The organism is Psychrobacter sanguinis, from assembly GCF_020736705.1.
GTDB lineage: Bacteria > Pseudomonadota > Gammaproteobacteria > Pseudomonadales > Moraxellaceae > Psychrobacter > Psychrobacter sanguinis.
This window is the reverse complement of sequence record NZ_CP085990.1, coordinates 1,019,763-1,041,821: the sequence shown is the minus strand read 5'-3', so window position 1 is coordinate 1,041,821 and position 22,059 is coordinate 1,019,763. Positions and strand designations below refer to the sequence as shown.

At 40.4% G+C, this 22,059-nt stretch carries 18 protein-coding genes; 4 read left to right on the top strand and 14 right to left on the bottom strand.

All coding sequences use genetic code 11. From position 1 onward, the window contains the following. Positions 1–18: 18 nt before the first annotated feature. The 7 genes from LK453_RS04380 to LK453_RS04350 all read right to left on the bottom strand — a co-directional run bounded on the left by LK453_RS04380 (position 19) and on the right by LK453_RS04350 (position 7,503). Positions 19–1,680 (bottom strand): alpha-keto acid decarboxylase family protein, encoded by a 1,662-nt coding sequence (locus tag LK453_RS04380; RefSeq protein WP_007394797.1) that lies wholly within the window; start codon positions 1,678–1,680, stop codon positions 19–21. Between the two features lie 169 nt (positions 1,681–1,849). Beyond that, positions 1,850–3,238, bottom strand: coding sequence for an esterase-like activity of phytase family protein (locus LK453_RS04375; RefSeq protein WP_007394796.1), 1,389 nt, complete (start codon positions 3,236–3,238; stop codon positions 1,850–1,852). Positions 3,239–3,497: 259 nt separating this feature from the next. Beyond that, entirely contained in the window at positions 3,498–4,358 is an 861-nt protein-coding gene (locus LK453_RS04370) for an SPFH domain-containing protein (RefSeq protein ID WP_007394795.1), read from the bottom strand. Positions 4,359–4,474: 116 nt separating this feature from the next. Next, the gene (locus LK453_RS04365; RefSeq protein ID WP_044298290.1) at positions 4,475–4,951 is read right to left on the bottom strand and encodes an NfeD family protein; all 477 of its coding nucleotides are present in this window, start codon (positions 4,949–4,951) and stop codon (positions 4,475–4,477) included. A gap of 183 nt (positions 4,952–5,134) precedes the next feature. Beyond that, positions 5,135–5,692 carry a porin family protein gene (locus LK453_RS04360; RefSeq protein WP_007394780.1) on the bottom strand — a complete coding sequence of 186 codons (558 nt, stop codon included), beginning with the start codon at positions 5,690–5,692 and terminating at the stop codon, positions 5,135–5,137. Positions 5,693–6,053: 361 nt separating this feature from the next. After that, positions 6,054–6,629: a porin family protein gene (locus LK453_RS04355; protein WP_007394779.1), complete on the bottom strand. Its 576-nt coding sequence runs from the start codon at positions 6,627–6,629 to the stop codon at positions 6,054–6,056. Between the two features lie 307 nt (positions 6,630–6,936). Further along, positions 6,937–7,503, bottom strand: a complete 567-nt coding sequence (locus LK453_RS04350) for a porin family protein (protein ID WP_007394778.1) — start codon at positions 7,501–7,503, stop codon at positions 6,937–6,939. Positions 7,504–7,886: 383 nt separating this feature from the next. On the opposite strand from LK453_RS04350, the gene LK453_RS04345 reads away from it, so the two are divergent. Continuing rightward, the gene (locus tag LK453_RS04345; RefSeq protein WP_201537351.1) at positions 7,887–9,110 is read left to right on the top strand and encodes an 8-amino-7-oxononanoate synthase; all 1,224 of its coding nucleotides are present in this window, start codon (positions 7,887–7,889) and stop codon (positions 9,108–9,110) included. Positions 9,111–9,287: 177 nt separating this feature from the next. Here the strand turns inward: LK453_RS04345 and dnaK are convergent, their stop codons facing one another. Continuing rightward, on the bottom strand, positions 9,288–11,222 hold the full coding sequence (dnaK, locus tag LK453_RS04340; RefSeq protein WP_007394775.1) for a molecular chaperone DnaK: 1,935 nt from the start codon (positions 11,220–11,222) through the stop codon (positions 9,288–9,290). A 238-nt stretch (positions 11,223–11,460) separates the two neighbouring features. Further along, entirely contained in the window at positions 11,461–12,087 is a 627-nt protein-coding gene (gene grpE / locus LK453_RS04335) for a nucleotide exchange factor GrpE (RefSeq protein WP_007394774.1), read from the bottom strand. Between the two features lie 495 nt (positions 12,088–12,582). Between grpE and LK453_RS04330 the strand changes: the two genes are divergently transcribed. Continuing rightward, positions 12,583–13,902: an efflux RND transporter periplasmic adaptor subunit gene (locus tag LK453_RS04330; RefSeq protein WP_201537354.1), complete on the top strand. Its 1,320-nt coding sequence runs from the start codon at positions 12,583–12,585 to the stop codon at positions 13,900–13,902. Positions 13,903–14,019: 117 nt separating this feature from the next. Next, complete coding sequence (locus LK453_RS04325; protein WP_007394772.1) at positions 14,020–14,493, top strand: hypothetical protein; 474 nt, start codon at positions 14,020–14,022, stop codon at positions 14,491–14,493. A gap of 319 nt (positions 14,494–14,812) precedes the next feature. Here LK453_RS04325 and LK453_RS04320 read toward each other — a convergent pair whose 3' ends face one another. From LK453_RS04320 to thrC, 4 genes are all read right to left on the bottom strand, one after another. Then, complete coding sequence (locus LK453_RS04320; RefSeq protein WP_201541522.1) at positions 14,813–15,775, bottom strand: TIGR01777 family oxidoreductase; 963 nt, start codon at positions 15,773–15,775, stop codon at positions 14,813–14,815. A gap of 134 nt (positions 15,776–15,909) precedes the next feature. Then, the gene (locus LK453_RS04315; protein WP_007394770.1) at positions 15,910–16,596 is read right to left on the bottom strand and encodes an L-threonylcarbamoyladenylate synthase; all 687 of its coding nucleotides are present in this window, start codon (positions 16,594–16,596) and stop codon (positions 15,910–15,912) included. A 90-nt stretch (positions 16,597–16,686) separates the two neighbouring features. Beyond that, the gene (gene dprA / locus LK453_RS04310; RefSeq protein WP_201537360.1) at positions 16,687–17,991 is read right to left on the bottom strand and encodes a DNA-processing protein DprA; all 1,305 of its coding nucleotides are present in this window, start codon (positions 17,989–17,991) and stop codon (positions 16,687–16,689) included. Positions 17,992–18,345: 354 nt separating this feature from the next. After that, positions 18,346–19,761 carry a threonine synthase gene (thrC, locus tag LK453_RS04305; RefSeq protein ID WP_007394768.1) on the bottom strand — a complete coding sequence of 472 codons (1,416 nt, stop codon included), beginning with the start codon at positions 19,759–19,761 and terminating at the stop codon, positions 18,346–18,348. Between the two features lie 300 nt (positions 19,762–20,061). On the opposite strand from thrC, the gene LK453_RS04300 reads away from it, so the two are divergent. Beyond that, entirely contained in the window at positions 20,062–20,349 is a 288-nt protein-coding gene (locus LK453_RS04300; protein WP_007394767.1) for a polyhydroxyalkanoic acid system family protein, read from the top strand. Between the two features lie 91 nt (positions 20,350–20,440). Here LK453_RS04300 and LK453_RS04295 read toward each other — a convergent pair whose 3' ends face one another. Continuing rightward, a complete protein-coding gene (locus tag LK453_RS04295) occupies positions 20,441–22,033 on the bottom strand; it encodes a transcription antitermination factor NusB (RefSeq protein WP_201537363.1) in 1,593 nt (530 codons plus the stop codon). Positions 22,034–22,059 lie beyond the last annotated feature (26 nt).

Sequence of the window (22,059 nt, the reverse complement as noted above, 5' to 3'; positions counted from 1 at the left end):
ACAAATCGATTTATTTGCTTATTGCAAAGCGGCAGCCACTTGTTTCAATAGCGACGGTATGTCCATAACCTCTGTGACCACTTCGATAAATACCATTTTATCTGGCGTATTTTTCGCTTGTTCTAAAGCTGACTTAAGCTCAACAGGCGTATTGACTTTAAGAGTCACACAATTGCCTTCGTTAGCCCCAAAAGCTTTTGGCATCAGTTGCCAATCACACATAGGAATGTCATTGTAAGGCTGCTTTTCCCCATGAATAGCGCGTTCTACGGTATAGCCTGAGTTATTGATTAGCAAAATCACCGGATTGAGCTTTTCACGCAGCATTACTGCCAAATCTTGAATGGTCAATAAAGCCGAACCATCGCCAATCAACAACACACTACGTTTGTTAGGAGACGCTAGGCCTGCGCCTAAACTAGCGGGTAAAGTATAGCCAATAGATCCCCATAAAGGTTGACCATAAAAGGTAACCCCTTCTGGTAACCTAACTTCACTCATACCAAAATATGAGGTCCCTTGATCAGCAAATACAATATTACTGTCATCCAGACTACCGGCAATAATATGCCATAAATCTTTTTGTAGTAGGGGTTCATCATCTCCACCTTGCTGCTGATGCTTACCTACTTTGTCTATGAGCGGTTTTGGCTTGATTTCAATACCAGAGGTCAGTACTTCATGCAATGCTTGAAGCGCATCCTTCATAGCAATAGGCGCAAAAAACTTATCGCCCACTGTTGCACGCTCTTGATGAATATCTACCACTCGTGAGCGTTCAATATTTTGAGTAAAGCCGGCCGTGGTGGTGTCGGTATAATTTACCCCAAGCTTAATTAAACATTCAGCATTTTCTACTGCATCTTTTACCACAGGCTGAGAGGCTTCACCCACATAGACCCCCGCCCAACGCTCACCATTTTCATCTATCAATGATTTGCCCCAAGACAAAGTAGCATAAGGGATTTTAGTGTCTGATATTAAAGCTTTTAATTGAGACTGCAGTCCGAGACGATGTACCATCAGATCTGCAATTAGCGTTGTGGCTTTACCTTGGATAAAAGCAGCCAACTCTTCCTTAAAATCTGCCAATGCCATTTGACTGGTAATATCTTCTTCGCTGTCTTTTAGTTTTGTGGTAGGCGGATAAATAGGCAGTTTTGCAATATCTGGTGATAACAATAAATATCCAGGGCGTTGTTTTTTTAACACCATACGGATCACTCTATCAATTTCAGAGGCGGCATTTTTTGCGGTAATTTCGGCTCTTGCCACACTGACAGGCTCTGCCATCTTAATAAAATGATTAAACTCGCCATCGCCTAAACTATGATGCAAACGTCGTTTGCCCTTTCGCAGCTCAGTGTCTGGGGCACCGACAATATGCAGTACGGGCGCATATTCAGCAAAGGAGCCAGCAGTAGCATTAATGGCAGATAATTCACCCACGCCAAAAGTAGTCACCATAGCCGCAAAACGACGTTCACGCGCATAGCCATCAGCGGCATAACCTGCATTGAGCTCATTGGTATTGCCCACCCAACGTAGCTTATCTGACGCAATAATATTGTCTAAGAAAGATAAGTTATAGTCGCCTGGCACGCCAAATACTTCGGTAGCACCGGCTTCAGCCACTCGATCAAATAGATAATCCGCTATGGTGTAAGCGTGTTCGGACATGATAGTCTCCTATTTATTCATATTATTATTATCAATTTAGCTACCCCTTTAATCTATCAATAAGCAGCCTGTTGTAAAATGCGAACTATGTTATAAATAGGCGTGAACATGTAAGTGAATCTTAATGTACTTCAGAGCTAGTAGTCTCTGTGAAACTCGATACTATCTGTTATACCTTGGGATAAACCACATATAGTCGGTTGCCATCTATAATGGTTTTTTTGGCATCCAAATACTTATGCTCTACCCCTTTGTCCGAATCATTCATCGCAAAATCATCATCATTTAATAGACCAATTGACCCATCCTGACGTAGCCAAATACCTTCAAGCTTATCGTGTGGGTAATCAATAGCCTGTAGGATATCGACAGCCAAAGTTTTTTGGACAGGATGAATGCCTAACTCCACCAAGGTGTCCCAGTGACACTCATCTTGTGCGATCCACTGCTCCAACGTTTGCCCATTAATTAATAGACCTAACTCACTGTCACAATGGATACGCTCATCGTTAGAGTTATCTGATAGAGCCTGAAGGTTATTAATATCCGTGGCTTGCGAGATGTCAAATTTATAGATAAGTTTCTTGGCTGTTGACTGTTGTAAAGGAAACTGGCGGTCATGTTCTGCGACATAGAACTCATGCTCACTTAACGCAGCAATGGCAGAATTAACATGTTCCTTGGCGTCTAAACGACAAAGGTACTGTTTAATCACCCCGTTTTTCAGATTAATCATTACCATACGGGTCAAAGTGGACAGTCGACCTGATTTATCAGGATTGTCTATAGAAGACTCCATAACGCCGACCAAAGTGTTTTGATCTGGGGTAATGGTCAAAGATTCCATACCCCGATTGGTACGACGTTTGGCAAATTCGGCCGGTAATAATAAAGGACGACCTTCAATTATCACGTTGTTACGGCTGTCCTGAGTAAAAGGATTAATACGCTCAATCTCTATCCCTTGGGCATCATAATGTACCAGATGTGGCCCATACTCATCACTGATCCAAAAGCTACCATCCTCTAGTGCCGCTAAGCCCTCAGGGTCTAATCCGTTAAGATCTGTTTTTACCGGATTGGTTTGGGGATCGTAGGGTTTACTTGGGTCAATCGTCATTGGATTCCCTGAGATATCATAAGGAATCTCATTGGTTCCACCTAGGGCTTTGGGGTTGGGCAAACCACTGACTGGCTGCCCGTTTCTGTCCTTTAAGACAATCTCTTTGATCTTACGAATTTGGCCATCTGCTTTTACCTCGAAAAGACCTATTTTAGGGCTATAATCAGGGACCAGAAACTGTTTCCCCTCTCCTAAGCTACCCTTAAAGTCTGAGTTTGGCCCTCTATCGGTTAACGCATAGAATTGATTGGGATTGGTTGGGTGTGCTGCTGCATCGGAACCGAAGCCACCACCACGAATCTGTAATTTAGTCTCGGGATAAGCGGCATTTTGAAATTGCTCATTGAGGATATCATAAGGCAAAGCGGTGCCTTGAGTAATTGGATTTAAGTCATTTGATAAAGGGCTATTAAAGTTGGTAGGGATGCTGGTCATGGTGTGTTCCTAATAATTTTCTTAATGATATTTTTCTAATAATAGGTTTTTAACGTCATTTATTTAACGCTATTTGTTATGTTAGATAGGTATAGTTTTTAGAGCTTCTATAATGCCCTGCAACTACAGCTAAAAAAATAGCCCCTTAGTAACAGACCTTATCACTAAGGCGTACTAAGAGACTTTAAATCAGATAAAGGTGAGGTAGCATGATCTTAGAATAAGATGAGCTAATTAAATAAAGTTAAGATCAGTTATTTTACTGCTTAAATTTATCGCCTACCATTCCTTTGACTGTACTTAAAATATCAGCAGGTAATACCACCATCTTGGCATTGTCGGATTCTGCTAGCTCACGCATTGCTTTGATGTACTGTTCGCCAAGAAGATAAACTACTGGCATCTCCTCTTTACCCATGGCTTGGGTAATTAATCGAATCGACTCTTCTGAGCCCTTAGCTAAGACGACTTGAGCTTCAGCATCACGGCGAGAAGCTTCTAAGCGGCCATCAGCTTCTAAAATAGCGGCTTGCTTTTGACCATCAGCACGGGTCACTGTCGCACGGCGCTGGCGTTCAGCCGCAGCTTGCTCTTCCATAGCAGTCTGCATGGTGTCTGATGGATTAATATCTTGAATTTCGACGGTCTTCAAGGTAATACCCCAGTCAGCGATATCTTCAGAGATGGCCTCTTTTAATAAAGCTTTAATATGGTCGCGACTAGACAACGCACTGTCCAAGTCCATTTCACCGATAATAGAGCGTAATGAGGTTTGTACTAGATTGCGAATACCATGCTCGTAATCTTCAATACCGTATACTGCTTTTTCAGGCTGAACGATACTGATATAAGCGACAGCGTTGGCAATGATCACCACGTTATCACGGGTAATAACTTCTTGAGACGGAATGTCTAACACGATGTCTTTTGTGGTCAGTTTATAAGCCACATTGTCTACGTAAGGGATAATAAGGTTTAATCCCGGCTCCAAGGTTTGATGGTATTTACCTAAACGCTGCACAATCCACTTGTATCCTTGCGGTACAATTCTAACCCCTTTAAAGACGGTGAATACCACCAGTGCCACCATCACTAGCATGACTATACTAAAGCTTCCCATCTATACACTCCCTTTTTTTAAACACTTATTTAGTTTCCCATATTGATAGGGCTTTGTTTAAGTTTTCTGTTTTTCAAATTTTTTTGAATTTTTTACTGACCTGTACTGACTACCTATTATCGATGATTAATATGAGCCATAGTCTGGGCAGGTACCACGATCAATTCATTACCAACAACATCGACTACAACTACCCTTTGCCCCACTTCAACTACTTCACCTCGAGTGCGGCATTTCCATTCAGTAGCACCAACAATAGGAACACTAAAACGTACTGTACCCACTCTATCGAATGTTGGTTCCACGGTTATCATTCCTTTCTCGCCTATGATGACACTGCCACCCAGTCCAGCTTTAGTGCGATCAACAGATAAAGGCTGCACGTACTTAAACCATACGACCGCCATCACTATAGAGAGTATTAACCACAATGTGATTTGAAAAAATTGTGACAAGGGAAATAACCAGCTCAATAACGCGATAATCACTGCTGCGATACCGAACCATAAGGTCGCAAAGGTGGTTAAAAACATCTCTGAAATAATCAGTAGCCCTCCAAGTACCAGCCAGTGCCACGGCTCAAATACAAACATAATCTCATCCTTAATTATTTTTTTAGCGTTATTTATCTTAGCACTTTTGACGCTGTCACGTAGGCTTATCATAATGGCTATCAGTGATGCTATATTTTTAAACCATTAAGCATAAAAAAACGACCGCCGAAGCGATCGTTTTTGTTGAGACTAGATAGAGCAAAAGCTTTAGACTTGGTTCAATTAGAACTTGAATTTAGCACCTAGAGTGATACCATTCGCGTCTAAATCATCACCTACTCTGTTTTCAACTTGTGGGTACCAGTCATAAGCCACTTCTACTGCAGCATTAGGAGCAAGGTTTAGACCTAGACCTAAGCCACCCGCGATTGACGTTTTAGATTTGCTGTAATCTGCTACATTTGTCACTTTTGAATCATATTCTACTTTGTTCTTAGCCACACCTAAACGACCTTTAGCATACATTTGTGAGCCTGGGAAGTTATAGTCGTAAGTACCATATAAGCCATAAACGTCTGCACTATATTCATTAGCAGCGTTAAAATCTTCATCGCTAGTCGTCATGTATTCAGCTTCAAGACCGAAGTTTGGCGTGAATTTAGCACCACCATAAACACCGTATGAAGTTGCTGAGTCTTTAGCATCATCTAAGTCATATTGACCGATTTTAGCACCAATATATGGCTGTGCAGGTGATGCATAATTAACCGCAGCTTGAGCACCAACAGTCATCATTGAACCAGCAGCTAAAGCAAGTAGAGTTTTCTGTAAAGTTTTCATGGTCGTTCTCCTATAAGTATAAAGGTGATGACAAGTAAGGGTGTGGTTTGTCCATATGACTATCTTCAATACCCTTGCTTGTTATCCATGTCATAATAGTAACAAAATATTTCAAAGATATTGTGGTCTTTTGAGGACTAAGTTGTTACTTTTTGAAACAACTTATTTCTAGTGGAAACAAACACTTAGCGACTCATCATTTTCGAAACCTAAGTACTAATTTTTTTTAGATAAGGTGGGAATTTATCTTTGGCCGATATTAGTATCGAAACGCAAAAAAACGACCGCTGAAGCGATCGTTTTTCGTGTCATTTTAAGACAGTCAGTATTTTAGAAAATTTAACTAAGTAATTAACTCAAATTAGAATTTGAAGTTAGCACCTAAAGTGATACCAGAAGCATCCAAGTCGCCTTTGTTACCAACGTTTTCAATTTTTGGATACCAGTCATAAGCCAGTTCTACTGCAGCGTTAGGAGCAAGGTTTAGACCTAGACCTAGACCACCAGCAATACCAGTATCTGAATAGCTACCATTGTTTACTTTAGCAACGTTTTTAGAACTTAGGTCTATTTCGTTTTTAGCGATACCTAAACGACCTTTGGCATACATTTGTGAACCTGGGAAAGTATAGTCATATGTACCATATAAGCCATATACATCTGCACTGTATTCAGATTTATCTGCAACACCGGTAGTGAAATCTTCATCACTAGTAGTCATGTATTCAGCTTCAATACCGAAGTTTGGTGTGAATTTAGCACCACCATAGATACCATATGAAGTTGCCTCATCTTTAGCGCCGTCTATGTCATATTGACCAATTTTAGCACCGATATAAGGTTGTGCAGTCATGCCATAGTTTACAGCAGCTTGAGCACCAACAGTCATCATTGAGCCAGCAGCTAAAGCAAGTAGAGTTTTTTGTAAAATTTTCATTATAGTTCTCCTATTTATATAAAGGTGATACCAAGTAAGGTGATAGTTTATTGATAGCTTTAATACCCTCAATATCCTCGCTTGTTATCCATGTATTAATAGTAACAAAATATTTCATTTGATATGTAGGTGTTTGATAGGTCACTTGTTACTTTTTGCAATAAAATATTATTAATAGAAACAAGAGGTTAGTATCTTCTAGCAATAAAATTAATAGCTTTGCATTAAGCCATAAAAAAACGACCGCCGAAGCGATCGTTTTCTATATCTCTAAAAGAGGTTATGCTAGATTTTAAGTTGTTTAAAATTAGAACTTAAAGTGAGCACCTAGTGATACACCAGAAGCATCATAGTCTGTGTTGCCGATTTCAACTGTTGGATACCAGTTGTACATGGCTTCTACAGAGGCATTAGGGGCAATGTTATAACCTAGACCTAAACCACCTGCTACACCGGTGTCAGAATAGTCTGAAGACACTTTAACCGTATTAGATTTAGATTCTAAATCTACTTCGTTTTTAGCCACACCTAAACGACCTTTACCATATAAACCGCCAGTGTTAGGGAAAGCATAGTCAGCAGTCGCATATAAACCATAAGTATCTGCTGAATATTCAGTTACATTATTGAAGTCTTCATCACTTGTGGTTAGGTATTCAGCTTCAAGACCAAAGTTTGGAGTAAATTTAGCACCACCATAAACACCATAAGCAGTACCTGTATCTTTGGCACCATCAAGGTCATACTGGCCTACTTTAGCACCAATGTATGGCTGAGCGGTCATAGTGTTGCCATAGTTCACAGCAGCTTGTGCGCCTACAGTCATTAATGAACCAGCAGCTAGAGCAAGTAGAGTTTTTTGTAAAGTTTTCATTTTTATCTCCTAATTAATTTTGAACGATGCAAGAGTAAGTTAAATCCAATTAAGTAAAACGATATTTACTAAGTTAAGTAAAGAAGCCATTTTCTTAAAAGGTCTTGCTTGTTGTTGATGTATCCATAATAACCAAGGTTGCTTTAATACTCTGTCAGTGTTTAATAGGTCAGAAGTTATTTTTTACCCTTGTTTTTTATGCGTATAGTTACAAAAGCCGATTTATGAAAATATTTGTTACATATACCGATTAATGAAATATTCGCTATACATTATCAGATAGCCCTACCCACCAAATTTGACTCTCATCCCAAAATTTTCCGTAATATTTTCTGCATAACAGCTATTTAAAACAAAATTAAATTTAACAAGGGCAAGTGTTTATGAACGGACCCACACAGTCAAGCGTCACTGAACTATTAGAAACCCTCAAATCAAAAGACCAATATCGACAACTGCCCAACATTAAACATCAAAATCGATGCATTGTTTTAAATGACAGCTCATTACTTAATATTTCAAGTAACGATTATTTGGGAATAGGCAGTGATACAAAGCTGCAATCGCAGTTCTTAAGTTATTTACAAGAGATGCCCGAATCTTTATTACCGAAGATGGGATCAACTTCTTCTCGTCTATTAACAGGCAACCATGAACAGCTTCCCTTATTAGAAGCAGAGCTATTAAACTGGTATAGACTTGCCTTATCTGAGCAACAAAAGGTAACTTCTACCAAATCAGTATTGGTAATGAACAGTGGCTACCATGCCAATATTGGTATTTTACCGGCATTGGCTAAGCTGCCGTTGAATACTTTAATTTTGACAGACACTCTCATTCACGCCAGCCTGATAGATGGGGTACGTCTTATCAGCAGTAAGAACAGCAAACACTGTACTTATCAACGCTATCGCCATAACGACTTAACCCGCTTGGCTTCTTTAATTGAGCAGGCAGATGACAGCATAGAACGCATTATTATTGTCACAGAAAGCATTTTTAGTATGGATGGCGATCGAGCAGATTTAAAAGCCCTTGTGGCTCTTAAAGCCGCTGATTCTCGAATTGAATTGTATGTCGATGAGGCTCACGCTGTAGGAGTATTAGGTCGTAATGGACTGGGCCTGGCTGAGGAGACACAAACTTTAGCGGATATAGACTATGTGGTGGGTACCTTTGGTAAAGCGTTTGCTTCTATGGGGGCTTATATAATTTGTGATGAGCAGATTAAACAGTGGTTAATCAACCAAATGCGCTCTTTTATTTTTAGTACTGCTCTACCACCCATTACCCAGTGTTGGACCAGATTTGTGTTAGCAGAGATGCCCTCACTACACTATTTACGCAGCCACCTTAGCGAGCTTTCAATACGGGTATCTAACGCCATAGATGCTGACTCAAGCGACGATTATCAATCGCCTATCATTCCTTATATATTAGGCGACAATGCCAGTGCTGTGAAGAAAGCTCAGGCTTTACAAAAAGCAGGTTTTTACGCGCTTCCTATTCGACCTCCTACCGTTCCAATCAATACCGCTCGTATCAGAATAGTAATGAACGCAAAATTAACCCATGACGATTGTACCCATCTTATTAAGCAGTTATAAATCCTATTATTAATCTCATCCTGACGTTATTAGCTTTTTATACCCTATATGATTTTAAGCTATATATGGTTTTAAGCTATCTGCTGAATAAAACGGCTAAATAAAAAAAGACCGTGCTATTAATAGCACGGTCTTTTAGTTAGCTAACGATAAAACCTATTAAGGTTTATAAGCTAATTACTTTTTATCGTCTTCATTCACTTCAGTGAACTCAGCGTCAACCACATCGTCATCTGCAGCATTGTCCGCTTGTTCACTATCAGCTGCTTGCGTTGGATCTACACCTTCAGCACCTTGGCCTGCTGAGTAAATCTTCTGGCTAACAGGCAAGAATGCGTTGTCTAATGCTTCAAGCTTAGCTTTGATGTCATCATGATCATCTTCTTTAGCCGCTAGTTCTAAATCACTAATTGCAGTTTCTACCGCTGATTTTTCATCTGCAGTCACTTTATCTTCAGCATCTTTCAATGCTTTCTGGATAGCGTGGATACGGCCATCTGCTTCGTTACGCACTTGCGCAAGGGCTGCGAACTTCTCATCTTCTGCAGCGTTGGCTTCAGCGTCACGTACCATTTGCTCGATTTCTTCATCCGATAAGCCAGAGTCCGCTTTAATTTGGATGCTCTGCTCTTTACCTGTACCTTTGTCTTTCGCTGAGATGTTCATGATACCATCAGCGTTGATATCAAAGGTTACTTCGATCTGTGGGATACCACGTGGTGCTGGTGGAATATCCGTTAGGTTGAAATTACCTAGCAATTTGTTCTGTGAAGCAACTTTACGCTCACCTTGGTATACCTGAATGGTTACCGCTGGCTGATTGTCTTCTGCTGTTGAGAACACTTGAGATTTCTTAGTTGGGATCATCGTGTTTTTCTCGATGATTGGAGTCATGACACCACCCATCGTTTCGATACCCAGTGTTAATGGTGTTACGTCAAGTAATAGTACGTCAGTTTTGTCACCTGAAAGTACCGCACCTTGAATCGCTGCACCCACTGCCACTGCTTCGTCAGGGTTCACATCTTTACGTGGCTCTTGACCGAAGAACTCTTCCACGGTTTTCTGAACCAATGGCATACGAGTCTGACCACCTACTAGGATAACGTCATCTATTTCACTTGCTTTTAGACCAGCATCGGCTAGAGCTACTTTACAAGGTTCGATAGTACGTTTTACCAATTCTTCAGTTAACGCTTCTAGTTTAGAGCGGCTAATAGTTACCACTAAGTGCTTAGGACCAGAGGCATCAGCAGTGATGTAAGGTAAGTTTACTTCAGTGCTTTGAGCGCTTGATAACTCGATTTTAGCTTTTTCAGCGGCTTCTTTTAGACGCTGCATCGCTAATGGGTCGCCTTTTAGGTTGAAGTCTTGTTCTTTTTTGAACTCTTCAACTAAGAAGTCGATTAAAGCTAAGTCAAAGTCTTCACCACCTAGGAAAGTATCACCGTTGGTTGATAGTACTTCGAACTGTTGTTCGCCATCAACGTCTGCGATTTCAATGATTGATACGTCAAAAGTACCACCACCTAAGTCATATACCGCAACAGTGCTATCGCCTTTTTTCTTATCCATACCGTAAGCAAGAGCAGCAGCGGTTGGTTCGTTGATGATACGTTTAACGTTTAGACCCGCGATTTTACCCGCATCTTTAGTTGCTTGACGCTGAGAGTCGTTAAAGTAAGCTGGTACGGTAACTACCGCATCTGTTACTTTCTCACCTAAGTAGTCTTCTGCTGTCTTTTTCATTTTTGTTAAGATTTCAGCAGAAATCTGTGGTGGTGCCATTTTTTTACCGTTAACTTCAACCCACGCATCACCATTATCTGCTTTAACGATTTTGTAAGGCACCATACCGATGTCTTTTTGAACCACTTTGTCATCAAAACGGCGACCGATTAGACGCTTAATAGCATATAAAGTGTTGTTTGGGTTAGTCACTGCCTGACGTTTTGCAGACTGACCTACTAGAATTTCGCCGTCTTTATAAGCGATGATAGAAGGGGTAGTACGTGTGCCTTCAGCATTTTCGATGACTTTAACTTTGTCACCTTCCATTACTGCCACACAAGAGTTAGTTGTACCTAAATCAATACCAATTGTCTTAGCCATAATATAAAACTCCAAATCATTTATTGTTTGTGTTTATTTCAATGTTAGCATTTGGCTTACTTTCTATTATTGAGAATTTGATTAAGTAAGCCTTGCTCTTGTCTCTATATATCGGTTTAGTAATGCTGTTTTTCAAGCCAGAGTTAAGCAAAATTGATAACTTTTTGTCTTTTTTTATGTATCTGGCCCACTTTTACTAAGGTTCGGCTTAAATTTTAAGCCCAATACGGGTTACCGCTTATTGACCCACTTTAACCATAGCAGGACGCAATAAACGACCGTTTAAGGTATAGCCTTTTTGTAATACTTCACCCACTGTATCAGCAGCAGCTTCTGGGTGGATACCTACCGCTTCGTGAAACTCAGGGTCAAACTTGTCATTTTGTGGATCAACCACCTCAACACCCTGTTTATTTAAAACATTTAAGAAAGACTTATGGGTTAATTTAACACCTTCCAAGATAGCATCATCTGCATCATCATCGGCTTGTACGCTAACGATGGCACGTTCTAGATTATCTACCACTTCTAAAAGCTCTTTGATGAATTTCTGTAGCGCAAACTTACGGCTTTTTTCTGTTTCTTGCTCCATACGTTTTTGAGCATTATAAGCCTCAGCATTGGCACGAGCTTGACCTTCTTTGGCTGCTTTTACTTCTTCTTCAAGCTGAGCGATACGTTCTTCATAAGTGGTAATATCAATATCGTTACCGATAACATTGTCACCATTCACTTCTGGATTAAACTCATTCAACGTTTGTTCCAATACAGTTTCCGAACGCTCAATATTATCATGAGCAGCATTTGGGTTCTGAGTTTGGTTCTCTTGATTCGGGGCAGCGTTATTCGCTTCATTATTACTCATGGTATCTCCTTAGTCGCTTAAAGTTATATAACGGATTTTTTATGATTTATGACGCCCTAATTTAAACTGTGAAATTTTTTAAAATTAGGACCATTCGTTAGGGTAATGCTAAAAATGCTGAATTCATTGACATTTATCGTCTATCGTCGTTTAAACACACTAAATCCACGATAAATTATTGTCTATTTTCTATAATTTACTTTTCTTATATTCTTACTGATTGATAAAGGTCATTGGTATAAATTTCAACCCCTGAGCACAAACTTAAAACAATCCATTAACAACATTATGGGGTTGATATCTTAAAATGCACTATATACTGAGCTATTTAATAGTAATTTGGCAGTATTTATTTTAGGATTAACAACGATTGATGGATTGCTAGGCCTCATTGATGGATTGTTAGACCTTAATTAGACATTAAATCTGCATTAATCGCCAAGTCTGCCTTTTACTCTCAATTATTCTCATCATAACCTTTATAGGACCTTTTTCATGTCATCGCCCTTGATTCATAAAGCCAATTACACCCCTTCGCTCTACAAACGTTACCTTAGGGGGTTGGTGCTGGCTATGGTCACCTCAATAGCAGTGTTAGGGTGTGATGCAGAGAAATCTTCTAGTTCTGAAGCGCTAGTCCAGATTTTGGAAAACGAGGTGGTGGTAGATCACTCTTTGGTACAAACCAGTATTCCAGAGCGTTATCAACCCAGTTATAACTTGCAGGGGGCTTTAATTCCGGTCAACAGTATTACGCTGACCACGCCTTATCCTGTTTTATCCGCCTCTATAGAAGTCAAAGAAAGGGATGAAGTCAAAAAAGGGCAGACGCTGGCTAAGATAGACACCCAAATAGCAGAAAACAAGCTTCCTTATATTGCTGGTGAATTTCTTGACGTATATGTCGACGGTGTACAAATTCCCGCACAGAACGGGTCAGAGACGACTGCGACACCACAAACCACACTAGGAGTAGCATCAGATAAACCAAGCCAGCCTCAGTCGACTGATAATGGCAATAACACTGCTTCTAATGCCAATAAAAGCCCACTGAACACGACGGACCTTTCCCCTACTACTAAACAAGACGATAATGAAACAGAAGAAAAGCTAATTCCCGTTACTTTGGTTCTAAAGTCTTCTATTGATGGAACGGTTACTAGCCTCTCTACTGCCTCTAAGACTGAATCAGTACAGAGCAGTGCAGATAATGCCAATACTGAAGGCAAACCCGATAGCGCCAGTACCCTTGATGAGACTAACCAAGGTAAAGCTTCTTCATTCGCCATTACTGTGGCCAATACTCAAAAACTACAGTTGGTTGGCAAACTGCCTTTATCGACTCAATCTCAGCTTTCTGTCGGTAAACCGGTTTATTTCACTGTCTATGATTTAAAGAAAGAATTTACCGGTCAAATCAGTCACATTATCCCTGATCGTCAATCGCAAACCTTAACGGTTCGTGCGCCCTTAGTCGCTGGTGAAAATAGTAAAGCCCTGTTGAAGCCAGGGATGCAAGCATCAATGAATATTGAGTATGGTCAGATTGAACTTGGGGTACGTTTGCCTAGAAACGCTATTCATGAAGCCAATCTCGATGAGTTAACCAAAAAGCGTCCCAGACCAAACAGCCCTATCAAAGGCTATGTGTGGATTGTTGAACAAGATCAAAGATTGGCTTATACCCCGGTAGAAGTGGTGCAATATTTTGCTGAGTCTGATCAGTTTTTAGTCAGTGGAATCAGTAATGAAAGTATTGTCTGTTTGGCTGACCTACCTAAGAACTCTGATGGCAAAAAGCTATCTATAGACTAAAGACATCTAAAATTAGAGAAGCTGGATACTAGAGAGAGTTGCTCTTAAAGAGACTTATTCTTAAAGAAATTCATTTCACATTAACTTATTTTCACTATAAGCAATAAGGAAGTCTTAGTGCGAAACCATTGGTTGTTCTGGAGCTTTTGGGTAATTGTCAATGCCTTAGCAGGTTATGTCTGGGGCACTTTATTAATGGCGCCCACCACCTTAGGTCCTATCGCGGGGATGCTTTTAGGTACGGCGATATTTATTGTTGCTTATGCGCTTATTGATAAATATTTGATAACCCATCGCTATCAGAACTGGCATCAGGCTTTACGTAAGGGCGTTTATATAAAAGCGGCACTGCAACTGCTCAACTTCACCTTATTATTGAAGGTCCCTATCGTGCCAGAACTATGGGCGGGAGGTATATCGGTTTCTATCGTTACCGATATTTTAGGAATTAATTCAAGAGCACAACCTTTCTTATTTGCTCTGACCAATACCCTATTAACTGGTTTGCTTTTATCGATGATGGTAGCCGCAATTAGCTTTATCGTTGGTATTACTAGTAAGGCTAAACAGGCCAAAAGCTCAAAGTCTTAGCTAGAATTTGTTATGGTTTAATATGTCCAATTGGCTCTTATATACTATTGTCGGTAGCTTGATCAACACTTCGCTTATGTGTTACTTACTGCTATTTATCTGCTAATTAGCTACTTATCTATTTAATCAGTTACTTAGTCATTTAATTAGTAGGTCACTTCATCGGTTACTTAATCACTTACTTAGTGAGCAATTAATTATCGACTATAGTGTTTCACGTGAAACTTTAAATACTAGGCCTAAATTCTGTTTCACGTGAAACATATGCATATATAGCCTGCTTATCGTTACTTTAAAAGTGGCTACTGTTTAAAATAAGCTACTGATTGACGAGGGCACCCGCTAAATCTGGGTGTTGAAACTCAAAGCCTGCGTCCAATAATGCTTTCGGCAATACTTTCTGACCATCGATTAGCAAAGTCGACATTTCGCCAAACATCATCTTTAATACAGGAGCTGGCATTGTCATAATGGTCGGTCGGTTTAACCAATCCCCCAACGTCTTAGTAAAAGTGGCATTGTCCACAGCATTCGGGGAAGTTAAGTTATAGATAGAGACCGGTTTACTATCATTTGATAACTGCGAAGTATGAGCCTCGGTAGAAAGATGACGCTCAATAATAAACGCCACCGCTCTCACCCAGTCTTCGCGGCTGATCCAGCTCATAATTTGCTTACCATCGCCTATTTGACCCCCTGCACCCATTTTTAAAGGCGTGATTAATCTACCCAGCATCCCACCTTCGGGGTGAATCACGACCCCCGTTCTCACTAACACCACTTCGACGCCCATCTTGGTCGCTGAGATTGCGAGCTCCTCCCAACTATCACACAGTTGGTGGGCGAAATCCTCCTTAAAGGTCTGTGGGTTTGCCTGTTTTGAGTAGTGTTGACTACTTTCATCAAGAGGTTTATCGCCTTGAGCGCCATACCAGCCTATTGCTGAACCACTGATAAGCAGTTTAGGCTTTTGCTCAATACGATCTATATAGTCCAAAACTGACTGCGTGGGCTGTACTCTACTGTCAAACAATTCGCGCTTACGGGTTTCACTCCACCGTTTATCGGCAATGCCAGCACCGGCAAGGTTGATCACCACATCGAAACTAAGCAGCGTCTCGCTTAACTCTTCATAACTCATCATATTAATATAACTAGGATGTGATTGCGTGTTATCACGGCTCAGCCAAGTAATACTCACCTCGCCTCCCTGCTTTTCATATAGCCACTGACTCAGAGCACTACCTAAAAATCCTGATCCACCGCTGATTAAAATATCCATTTTATTATCCCTATTTATTAAGGTGATGAGCTATTAAGGTCGTGAGTTGTTGAGACTTTAAGTTGTTGAGGTCGTACTTTATTTGATTGAGCTTGTGTATGCTCTAATGTATAAGGACTTGGCTGCTGTTAATTTTATCGAATGATATCGCCTGTTAAGCCTTCTCTAATCTGACTGGGTAACGTGTAACCCAAAGTATCACCCTGCAAATAGCCGATGTCCTCTTTAAAATAAGCATATGCCTGCTCAAAAGTGACCGCAGGTGCTTGCCCCGATGGATTACAGCTGGTAGAGACAATTAAACCATAAGGATTGCTGTCACTAACCATTTTCTTACAAAGTTGAGCAATCAACGGATGATTGATGACTCTGACAGCTATCGAGTTATGTTTGCCCGTTATCCAATAGGGAATAACAGGGTCTTGCTGTGCTAGAGCCGTTAGCTCAGATTCAGACTTAGATTGAAGCTCAGATTTAGACAAAGGCAATGGCAAAAGCCAAGTATGCGCCTGTTGAGTGTCTCTGGATGCATCACCCTTATTTGATTGAGGCGCCCAACTGTCGATAATCTGCTGCTGACGCTGAACGGGTAACTGATCAATCAAGGGACGAACCCGATCAATATTATCAGTAACCACAATCATCCCTTTTTCAGCGGGTCTGTTTTTTATGGTGAGAATTTGATTAACGGCTTCCTCATTATAAGCATCACAGCCTATGCCCCAGACACTTTCTGTCGGATAGGCCAGCAGTTTACCTTGCTGCAACCACTGAGCGGCTTGCTCAATTTCAGTGGTAATATTTTGGGTGTTCAAGTTCATAGTTTACTGTTTCGGATAAATAGTCTATTGCTTTGGATAAATAAAAGCGTAGGGTGCTCTAGCTAACTTATAAAATAGAAAGGGGCATTACTAATTTGTCAGTCGTTGATACCGACCCCCAACTTGGGTAATCACCCCCAACAGTTCTAACTCCATTAGCTGACTCAAAAGACTGGGTGTATCCAACTTAGTTTTGATGATTAAGGCATCTAAATCTTGAAAGTCAAACTCAATATGAACCCATAAAGGCTGAAGGTGCTTTGAAATAGTAGCAGACTTTTTTTCTTTTAAAACAGGTTTAGCGTTATCATTTGAAGCAAAGGCTGTAAACGAACTCTGATTAAATAAAGATAAGGTCTCAGACTTGTTTTTTTTATAATCAGACTGTCCGTCTTTATTATTGGGTAAATCTATTCCTTCCTGCTTTAACTGTTCTTCATGTTTTGTAAAACTTCCAGGTGCTAATAACTGGCTGCACAGATCTTCAATAATTTGATCCGGATGATAGACCAAAGTAGCCCCTTCTCGAATGAGATGGTGACAACCTTCTGCATTACTATTATCAATACTGCTCGGTAAAGCAAAGACCTGCTTACCCTGCTCTGAGGTCAACCGAGCGGTAATCAGTGAGCCACTTTTGATTGCTGCTTCGGTAACGTTAGTGCCCAAACTTAGACCGGCCACAATACGATTGCGTCGTGGAAAGGTGTGTTTATTAGGTTTAATGCCAGGTAGAAGTTCGCTGATAATACAGCCACCTTCATTAATGATACGCTCAAACAGCGCCCGATGCGGAACAGGATAATAAACATCTATACCAGTTCCCATTACCCCAATAGTGCGTCCACACTGTTCTGAATTTTGTGCCAAAGCCCCTAAATGTGCTTGAGCATCCACCCCTTGTGCCAGCCCGCTGGTAATAATATATCCCGTTTTTGCTAGATATTGGGCCATATCAAAGGTAAGCTTTTGTGCTTTTTGAGTCGGTTTGCGACTGCCAACGATTGCTATTTGTGCAGCATTTAACAAACTTCCATTGCCACGATAGAACAATAAAGGCGGGGGATTAAACAGCTGCAATAACTGCTGAGGATAGTCACTGCCCTCTTGAAATAAAACCTGAAATTCATCGCCTGCTCTGCGCTTTTCAATATCGGCAATAAAAGCTTCATCATTCTCGGTACTGGCTTGCCTATGCCGAGCAATGTGCTTCGCATGAATACCCAATGTTGTCCATTTCGATTCACCTTGTTGTAACGCACTTTGAGCCGAACCAAAATGCTTTTTGAGTTTATAAAAAGCAGACAGTGAGGTATTAACCCGTTGCCATAAAATTAAGATAGCCCGTTGCTCAAGCGTAAAGGTAGAGCATTCATTTAATAGGGCACTATTCATGATGGTGACCAATTGACAACAGTATTGCTCATACTACTTACCTTAATAAAATTAAAAGATTAAATAATGGATGTGAATACATACTAACAAAACCGGTAGTTAATTATTAATATTATTAAATATTTTGATATTGTCTTTGCTATTTTACTTTACACTCTCTTTAATATTAGGTTTTATAGTTAGCTTACTCATGAACCAAAAAAAACCAGAGCGCTGTTATCAGCCACTCTGGTCAGTCTTGAATTATGCTATTTTAACTTCTAATTTGGCGTCTGATTTAGCATTTAATTTAACTATTAACGTAAAGATTCGTAATCAGATATCGCGTTCAATTCAGTTAAAAGCCTATTCTTGTTAGACAGGTGATACTACTGCTCTAATCTCATCGGCTACTAAGCTAGCATCATTATCTAATACCGTTACATGCTGCTCTAAGGACTCAATATCTTTAGTATGTTCTGGACGTTCGATGTCTATCTCACCCACTGCTTCAAAAATGGTTTCTGAGAATTTAACAGGCAGTGCGGTTTCGGCACAGACAATGACTTCACCCTCTTTTTGTAGCTCACGGGCTACTTTCACCCCATCAGCCGTGTGCGGATCGATTAGATCGTTATAGTTTTCATAGACTGATTTAATGGTATTAAGACGATCTTGATGCGTTGACTTGCCAGCAGCAAAACCATAACGGCTATTTACCGCGTCTAACACATCTGACAAGTCAAAGCCTTTGCCAGTTTTCACCCCATCAAATAGCTCATGAACACGGTTGCTGTCTTTTTCTAATAACAGATAAACAAAACGTTCAAAGTTGGACGCTTTAGAGATATCCATTGAAGGACTTGAAGTGACATAAGTCTTATCAGCTGGACGCGGCGTATAAACACCTTGGTTAAAGAAATCATTTAACACATCGTTTTCATTGGTGGCGACGATTAAGCGGTCGACAGGCAGTCCCATTTCACGGGCAATGTGACCAGCACAGATGTTACCAAAGTTACCCGAAGGTACGCAGAAACTTATCTTTTGCTCATTATCATCCGTGACCGCAAAGTAAGCTTTAAAGTAATAAACGATTTGGGCTAAGATACGACCCCAGTTGATTGAGTTAACCGTACCTAGGCTATATTTGGCTTTAAAGTCTGCATCTTGTTGTAATGCTTTAACGATATCCTGGCAGTCATCAAACATGCCTTTAATGGCGATATTGTGAATGTTGGCATCGGTTAAGCTATACATTTGAGCACGTTGAAATTCACTCATTTTGCCATGTGGCGACATCATAAACACTTCGATGTTGTCTTTGCCGCGAAGCGCATATTCGGCCGCACTACCGGTATCACCACTAGTGGCACCAATAATGGTCAAACGTTTGCCTTTCTTCTTTAATACGTACTCAAATGCATTGCCCAAAAACTGCATGGCCACGTCTTTAAAAGCTAAAGTTGGACCATTAGACAAACCTAAAATATATAAGTCATCTTCTAATTGGCGTACCGGTACAATATCATCGCTACCAAACACTTCTTTGGTATAAGTACGATTGATAATATCTTTTAAATCAGCCTCGTCAATATCGGTGGCAAACAGACGCATAATTTCAAATGCTAGCTCTGGATAGCTGAGTTTACGCCACTTGTTTAGGGTAGCTGAATCAACTTGTGGATAGCTTTCTGGCAGCATTAAACCGCCGTCAGGGGCTAGACCCATTAACAACACATCGCTAAAGTCCATTCGCTCGGTTTGACCACGGGTACTGATATATTTCATGTCTTGTCCTGTCAAAGAATCATATAAAGTTGTAGTACAAAAAGAGTAGCATATTTTTAAGTATAAGCCATATCAAATAAACGGCTTATTGGTTTTTGAAATGATTTTAAACTTTAGTCTTGGAGTTAACTACACTTTCATCAGCTTGAAGAATCATCACCTGAAGCTACCAGTCACTCTACATAACTAATTTGTTAGTCATGTAATTTAATGCTATAAATAGTTTACTATGTCTGAGTTGTAATATTCAGTCTAGAGAGTCATTCAACCACTTAATAATTTATAAAAAGGAATAACACCATGGCAGATATTGAAATCGAAAAAGAACACAATTTAGAGTTTAGTAAAGCCCGTGAGCAAGCTAAAAAGTGGCTTGAAAGTTCTAAAGAAAAGTTTGGTCTTGATGCCACTTATGTGGAAGGCGAGAATGAAGATAATGTCACTATCAGCCGTAAAGGTATTGATGGTAAAGCCACTTTGGATGCCAATAAATTAAGATTTGAAGCGAAATTAGGCTTTTTAGCCAAACCGTTAAAAGGCAAGATCAAAGAAGTATTAGAGTCAGGGATAAGTAAGTATTTTAGCTAATCCGCTTAGAGTTAATTGGCTATAACTTGGTTACTATCGATGCTTGAAAGAACCCCATAAGTCGGACTCAACTTATGGGGTTTATTTCATTTTAAGTGGACACTTTTTTCAGCACTGCATAATAAAAACCATCGCCACCAGCAGCTGGGGTAGCTATTTGTTGCTCAGAATCCTGATCCACAGCAGTTGGCTCTAGTGATTCAGACACTTTGTATATCGGCAAACACTGACGTCCCACAGCTTGTTCGATACCCCAATTGGTCTGCTCGTCATCAAAAGCTACGGCCACCGCATCCTTATGACGTTTTAAAAACGCTTGCATCTGTTCTACGTTTTCTTGCTTTAATATTGAACAAGTAACGTATAAAAAATAGCCACCTACTTTTAGCTGCGGCCACAAGTTATCCAAAATTTGCTCTTGCAACTGTGCGGTATGTTGCACATCTTCCTCGGTACGCAGTAAAGTAATATCAGGATGACGTCGAATAACCCCTGTTGCAGTACAGGGCGCATCCAATAATATGGCATCAAATCCTGAATCAGAGTCTTTATCAGTTGGCTGAGCTTGCCAACTGGTGGCATCAACGCACTCGATATCCAGATGTAGTTTGCTATTCACGATAGGCGCTGGAAGCTGTAAACGCTCTAAGTTTTCAAAAATACGGGTAATACGTGGCGCTTCGTTATCAATAGCCGTTAGCTCAACCTTGCTAATATTAGTGGTGTCCGTATTTAACTCATCATCCTGTTTCACGTGAAACAATCCAGTTTGTTCTGATTCTTGCACGCCCAATAATTCAAGCCAATGTGCCAACTTACCGCCTGGTGCTGCACACGCATCTAATAAACGTACTTTCTCTTTTGGATTGGCAGTTACTGCCTTTTGCAATAACGCATTGATAATAGGTGCCGCCAATTGTGCATGCGCATCTTGTACACTGGCAATGCCCTCTTCAAATTCAGGCAAATGACTAACCGGCACGCTGTCAATCAGCTCTATTAATTGTTGTTTAATCTCAACCAACTCATCCGCAGTATCAGTTTTAATTGAAGTTTCGAGTGACACCAATTCTGCGGCTATTTCTGCTTCAGCCAACTGTGATAAATAACTTTCACTGTCACTTTGTAGAGGATTTACTCGCAAGAACATCGCCGCTGACTGACGCAAACTTTGGGTCAGCTCATTATAGTTTTCACGCCAATCTGCTTTTAGCTGCTGAGCTAGCCAGTTAGGTAAACTGTGGTTTTTGTTGGCTTTCTTACGGAACTTATTCGGGTTTTTGGCCACTTTACGTAAGATGGCATTGACCAAACCTGACGCACGCGCCAGATCAATATATTTCACCGCTTCTACCGTTTCATGAATCGCAGCATGATCAGCAACATTCAAATAAAGTAGTTGAGTAATACCAACTTGAATCGTGGTACGTACCTCAATCTCATCAATTGGATTATCAGACAAGCTATCAAGTAAACGTTCGGTCGCATACCAATGGCGTAAGGTCGTCAGCAATAAAGCATGGGCAAATCCCTTATCCTCTCCCTTTAAGCTGTTTAATAATGGGTCCAAAAGGCTACTAAGTGACTGTCCTTGCTGAATGGCTAACAAGGTGTTAATCACCGCAACACGGACGTTTTTGTTTTGGGTTTTGTTTTGGCTACTGCTATTTGGTTTGCTGCTCATTTAAATGAATGCCTAATAATGACTAA

What these genes read in the sequence shown, in the direction of transcription:
- LK453_RS04365 (WP_044298290.1), bottom strand. Translation starts at nt 4,951, where the DNA reads ATGTTTGTATTTGAGCCGTGGCACTGGCTGGTACTTGGAGGGCTACTG.
- LK453_RS04300 (WP_007394767.1), top strand. Translation starts at nt 20,062, where the DNA reads ATGGCAGATATTGAAATCGAAAAAGAACACAATTTAGAGTTTAGTAAA.
- LK453_RS04315 (WP_007394770.1), bottom strand. Translation starts at nt 16,596, where the DNA reads ATGAACTTGAACACCCAAAATATTACCACTGAAATTGAGCAAGCCGCT.
- dnaK (WP_007394775.1), bottom strand. Translation starts at nt 11,222, where the DNA reads ATGGCTAAGACAATTGGTATTGATTTAGGTACAACTAACTCTTGTGTG.
- LK453_RS04330 (WP_201537354.1), top strand. Translation starts at nt 12,583, where the DNA reads ATGTCATCGCCCTTGATTCATAAAGCCAATTACACCCCTTCGCTCTAC.
- thrC (WP_007394768.1), bottom strand. Translation starts at nt 19,761, where the DNA reads ATGAAATATATCAGTACCCGTGGTCAAACCGAGCGAATGGACTTTAGC.
- LK453_RS04375 (WP_007394796.1), bottom strand. Translation starts at nt 3,238, where the DNA reads ATGACCAGCATCCCTACCAACTTTAATAGCCCTTTATCAAATGACTTA.
- LK453_RS04295 (WP_201537363.1), bottom strand. Translation starts at nt 22,033, where the DNA reads ATGAGCAGCAAACCAAATAGCAGTAGCCAAAACAAAACCCAAAACAAA.
- LK453_RS04350 (WP_007394778.1), bottom strand. Translation starts at nt 7,503, where the DNA reads ATGAAAACTTTACAAAAAACTCTACTTGCTCTAGCTGCTGGTTCATTA.
- grpE (WP_007394774.1), bottom strand. Translation starts at nt 12,087, where the DNA reads ATGAGTAATAATGAAGCGAATAACGCTGCCCCGAATCAAGAGAACCAA.
- LK453_RS04380 (WP_007394797.1), bottom strand. Translation starts at nt 1,680, where the DNA reads ATGTCCGAACACGCTTACACCATAGCGGATTATCTATTTGATCGAGTG.
- LK453_RS04370 (WP_007394795.1), bottom strand. Translation starts at nt 4,358, where the DNA reads ATGGGAAGCTTTAGTATAGTCATGCTAGTGATGGTGGCACTGGTGGTA.
- LK453_RS04355 (WP_007394779.1), bottom strand. Translation starts at nt 6,629, where the DNA reads ATGAAAATTTTACAAAAAACTCTACTTGCTTTAGCTGCTGGCTCAATG.
- LK453_RS04360 (WP_007394780.1), bottom strand. Translation starts at nt 5,692, where the DNA reads ATGAAAACTTTACAGAAAACTCTACTTGCTTTAGCTGCTGGTTCAATG.
- dprA (WP_201537360.1), bottom strand. Translation starts at nt 17,991, where the DNA reads ATGAATAGTGCCCTATTAAATGAATGCTCTACCTTTACGCTTGAGCAA.
- LK453_RS04320 (WP_201541522.1), bottom strand. Translation starts at nt 15,775, where the DNA reads ATGGATATTTTAATCAGCGGTGGATCAGGATTTTTAGGTAGTGCTCTG.
- LK453_RS04345 (WP_201537351.1), top strand. Translation starts at nt 7,887, where the DNA reads ATGAACGGACCCACACAGTCAAGCGTCACTGAACTATTAGAAACCCTC.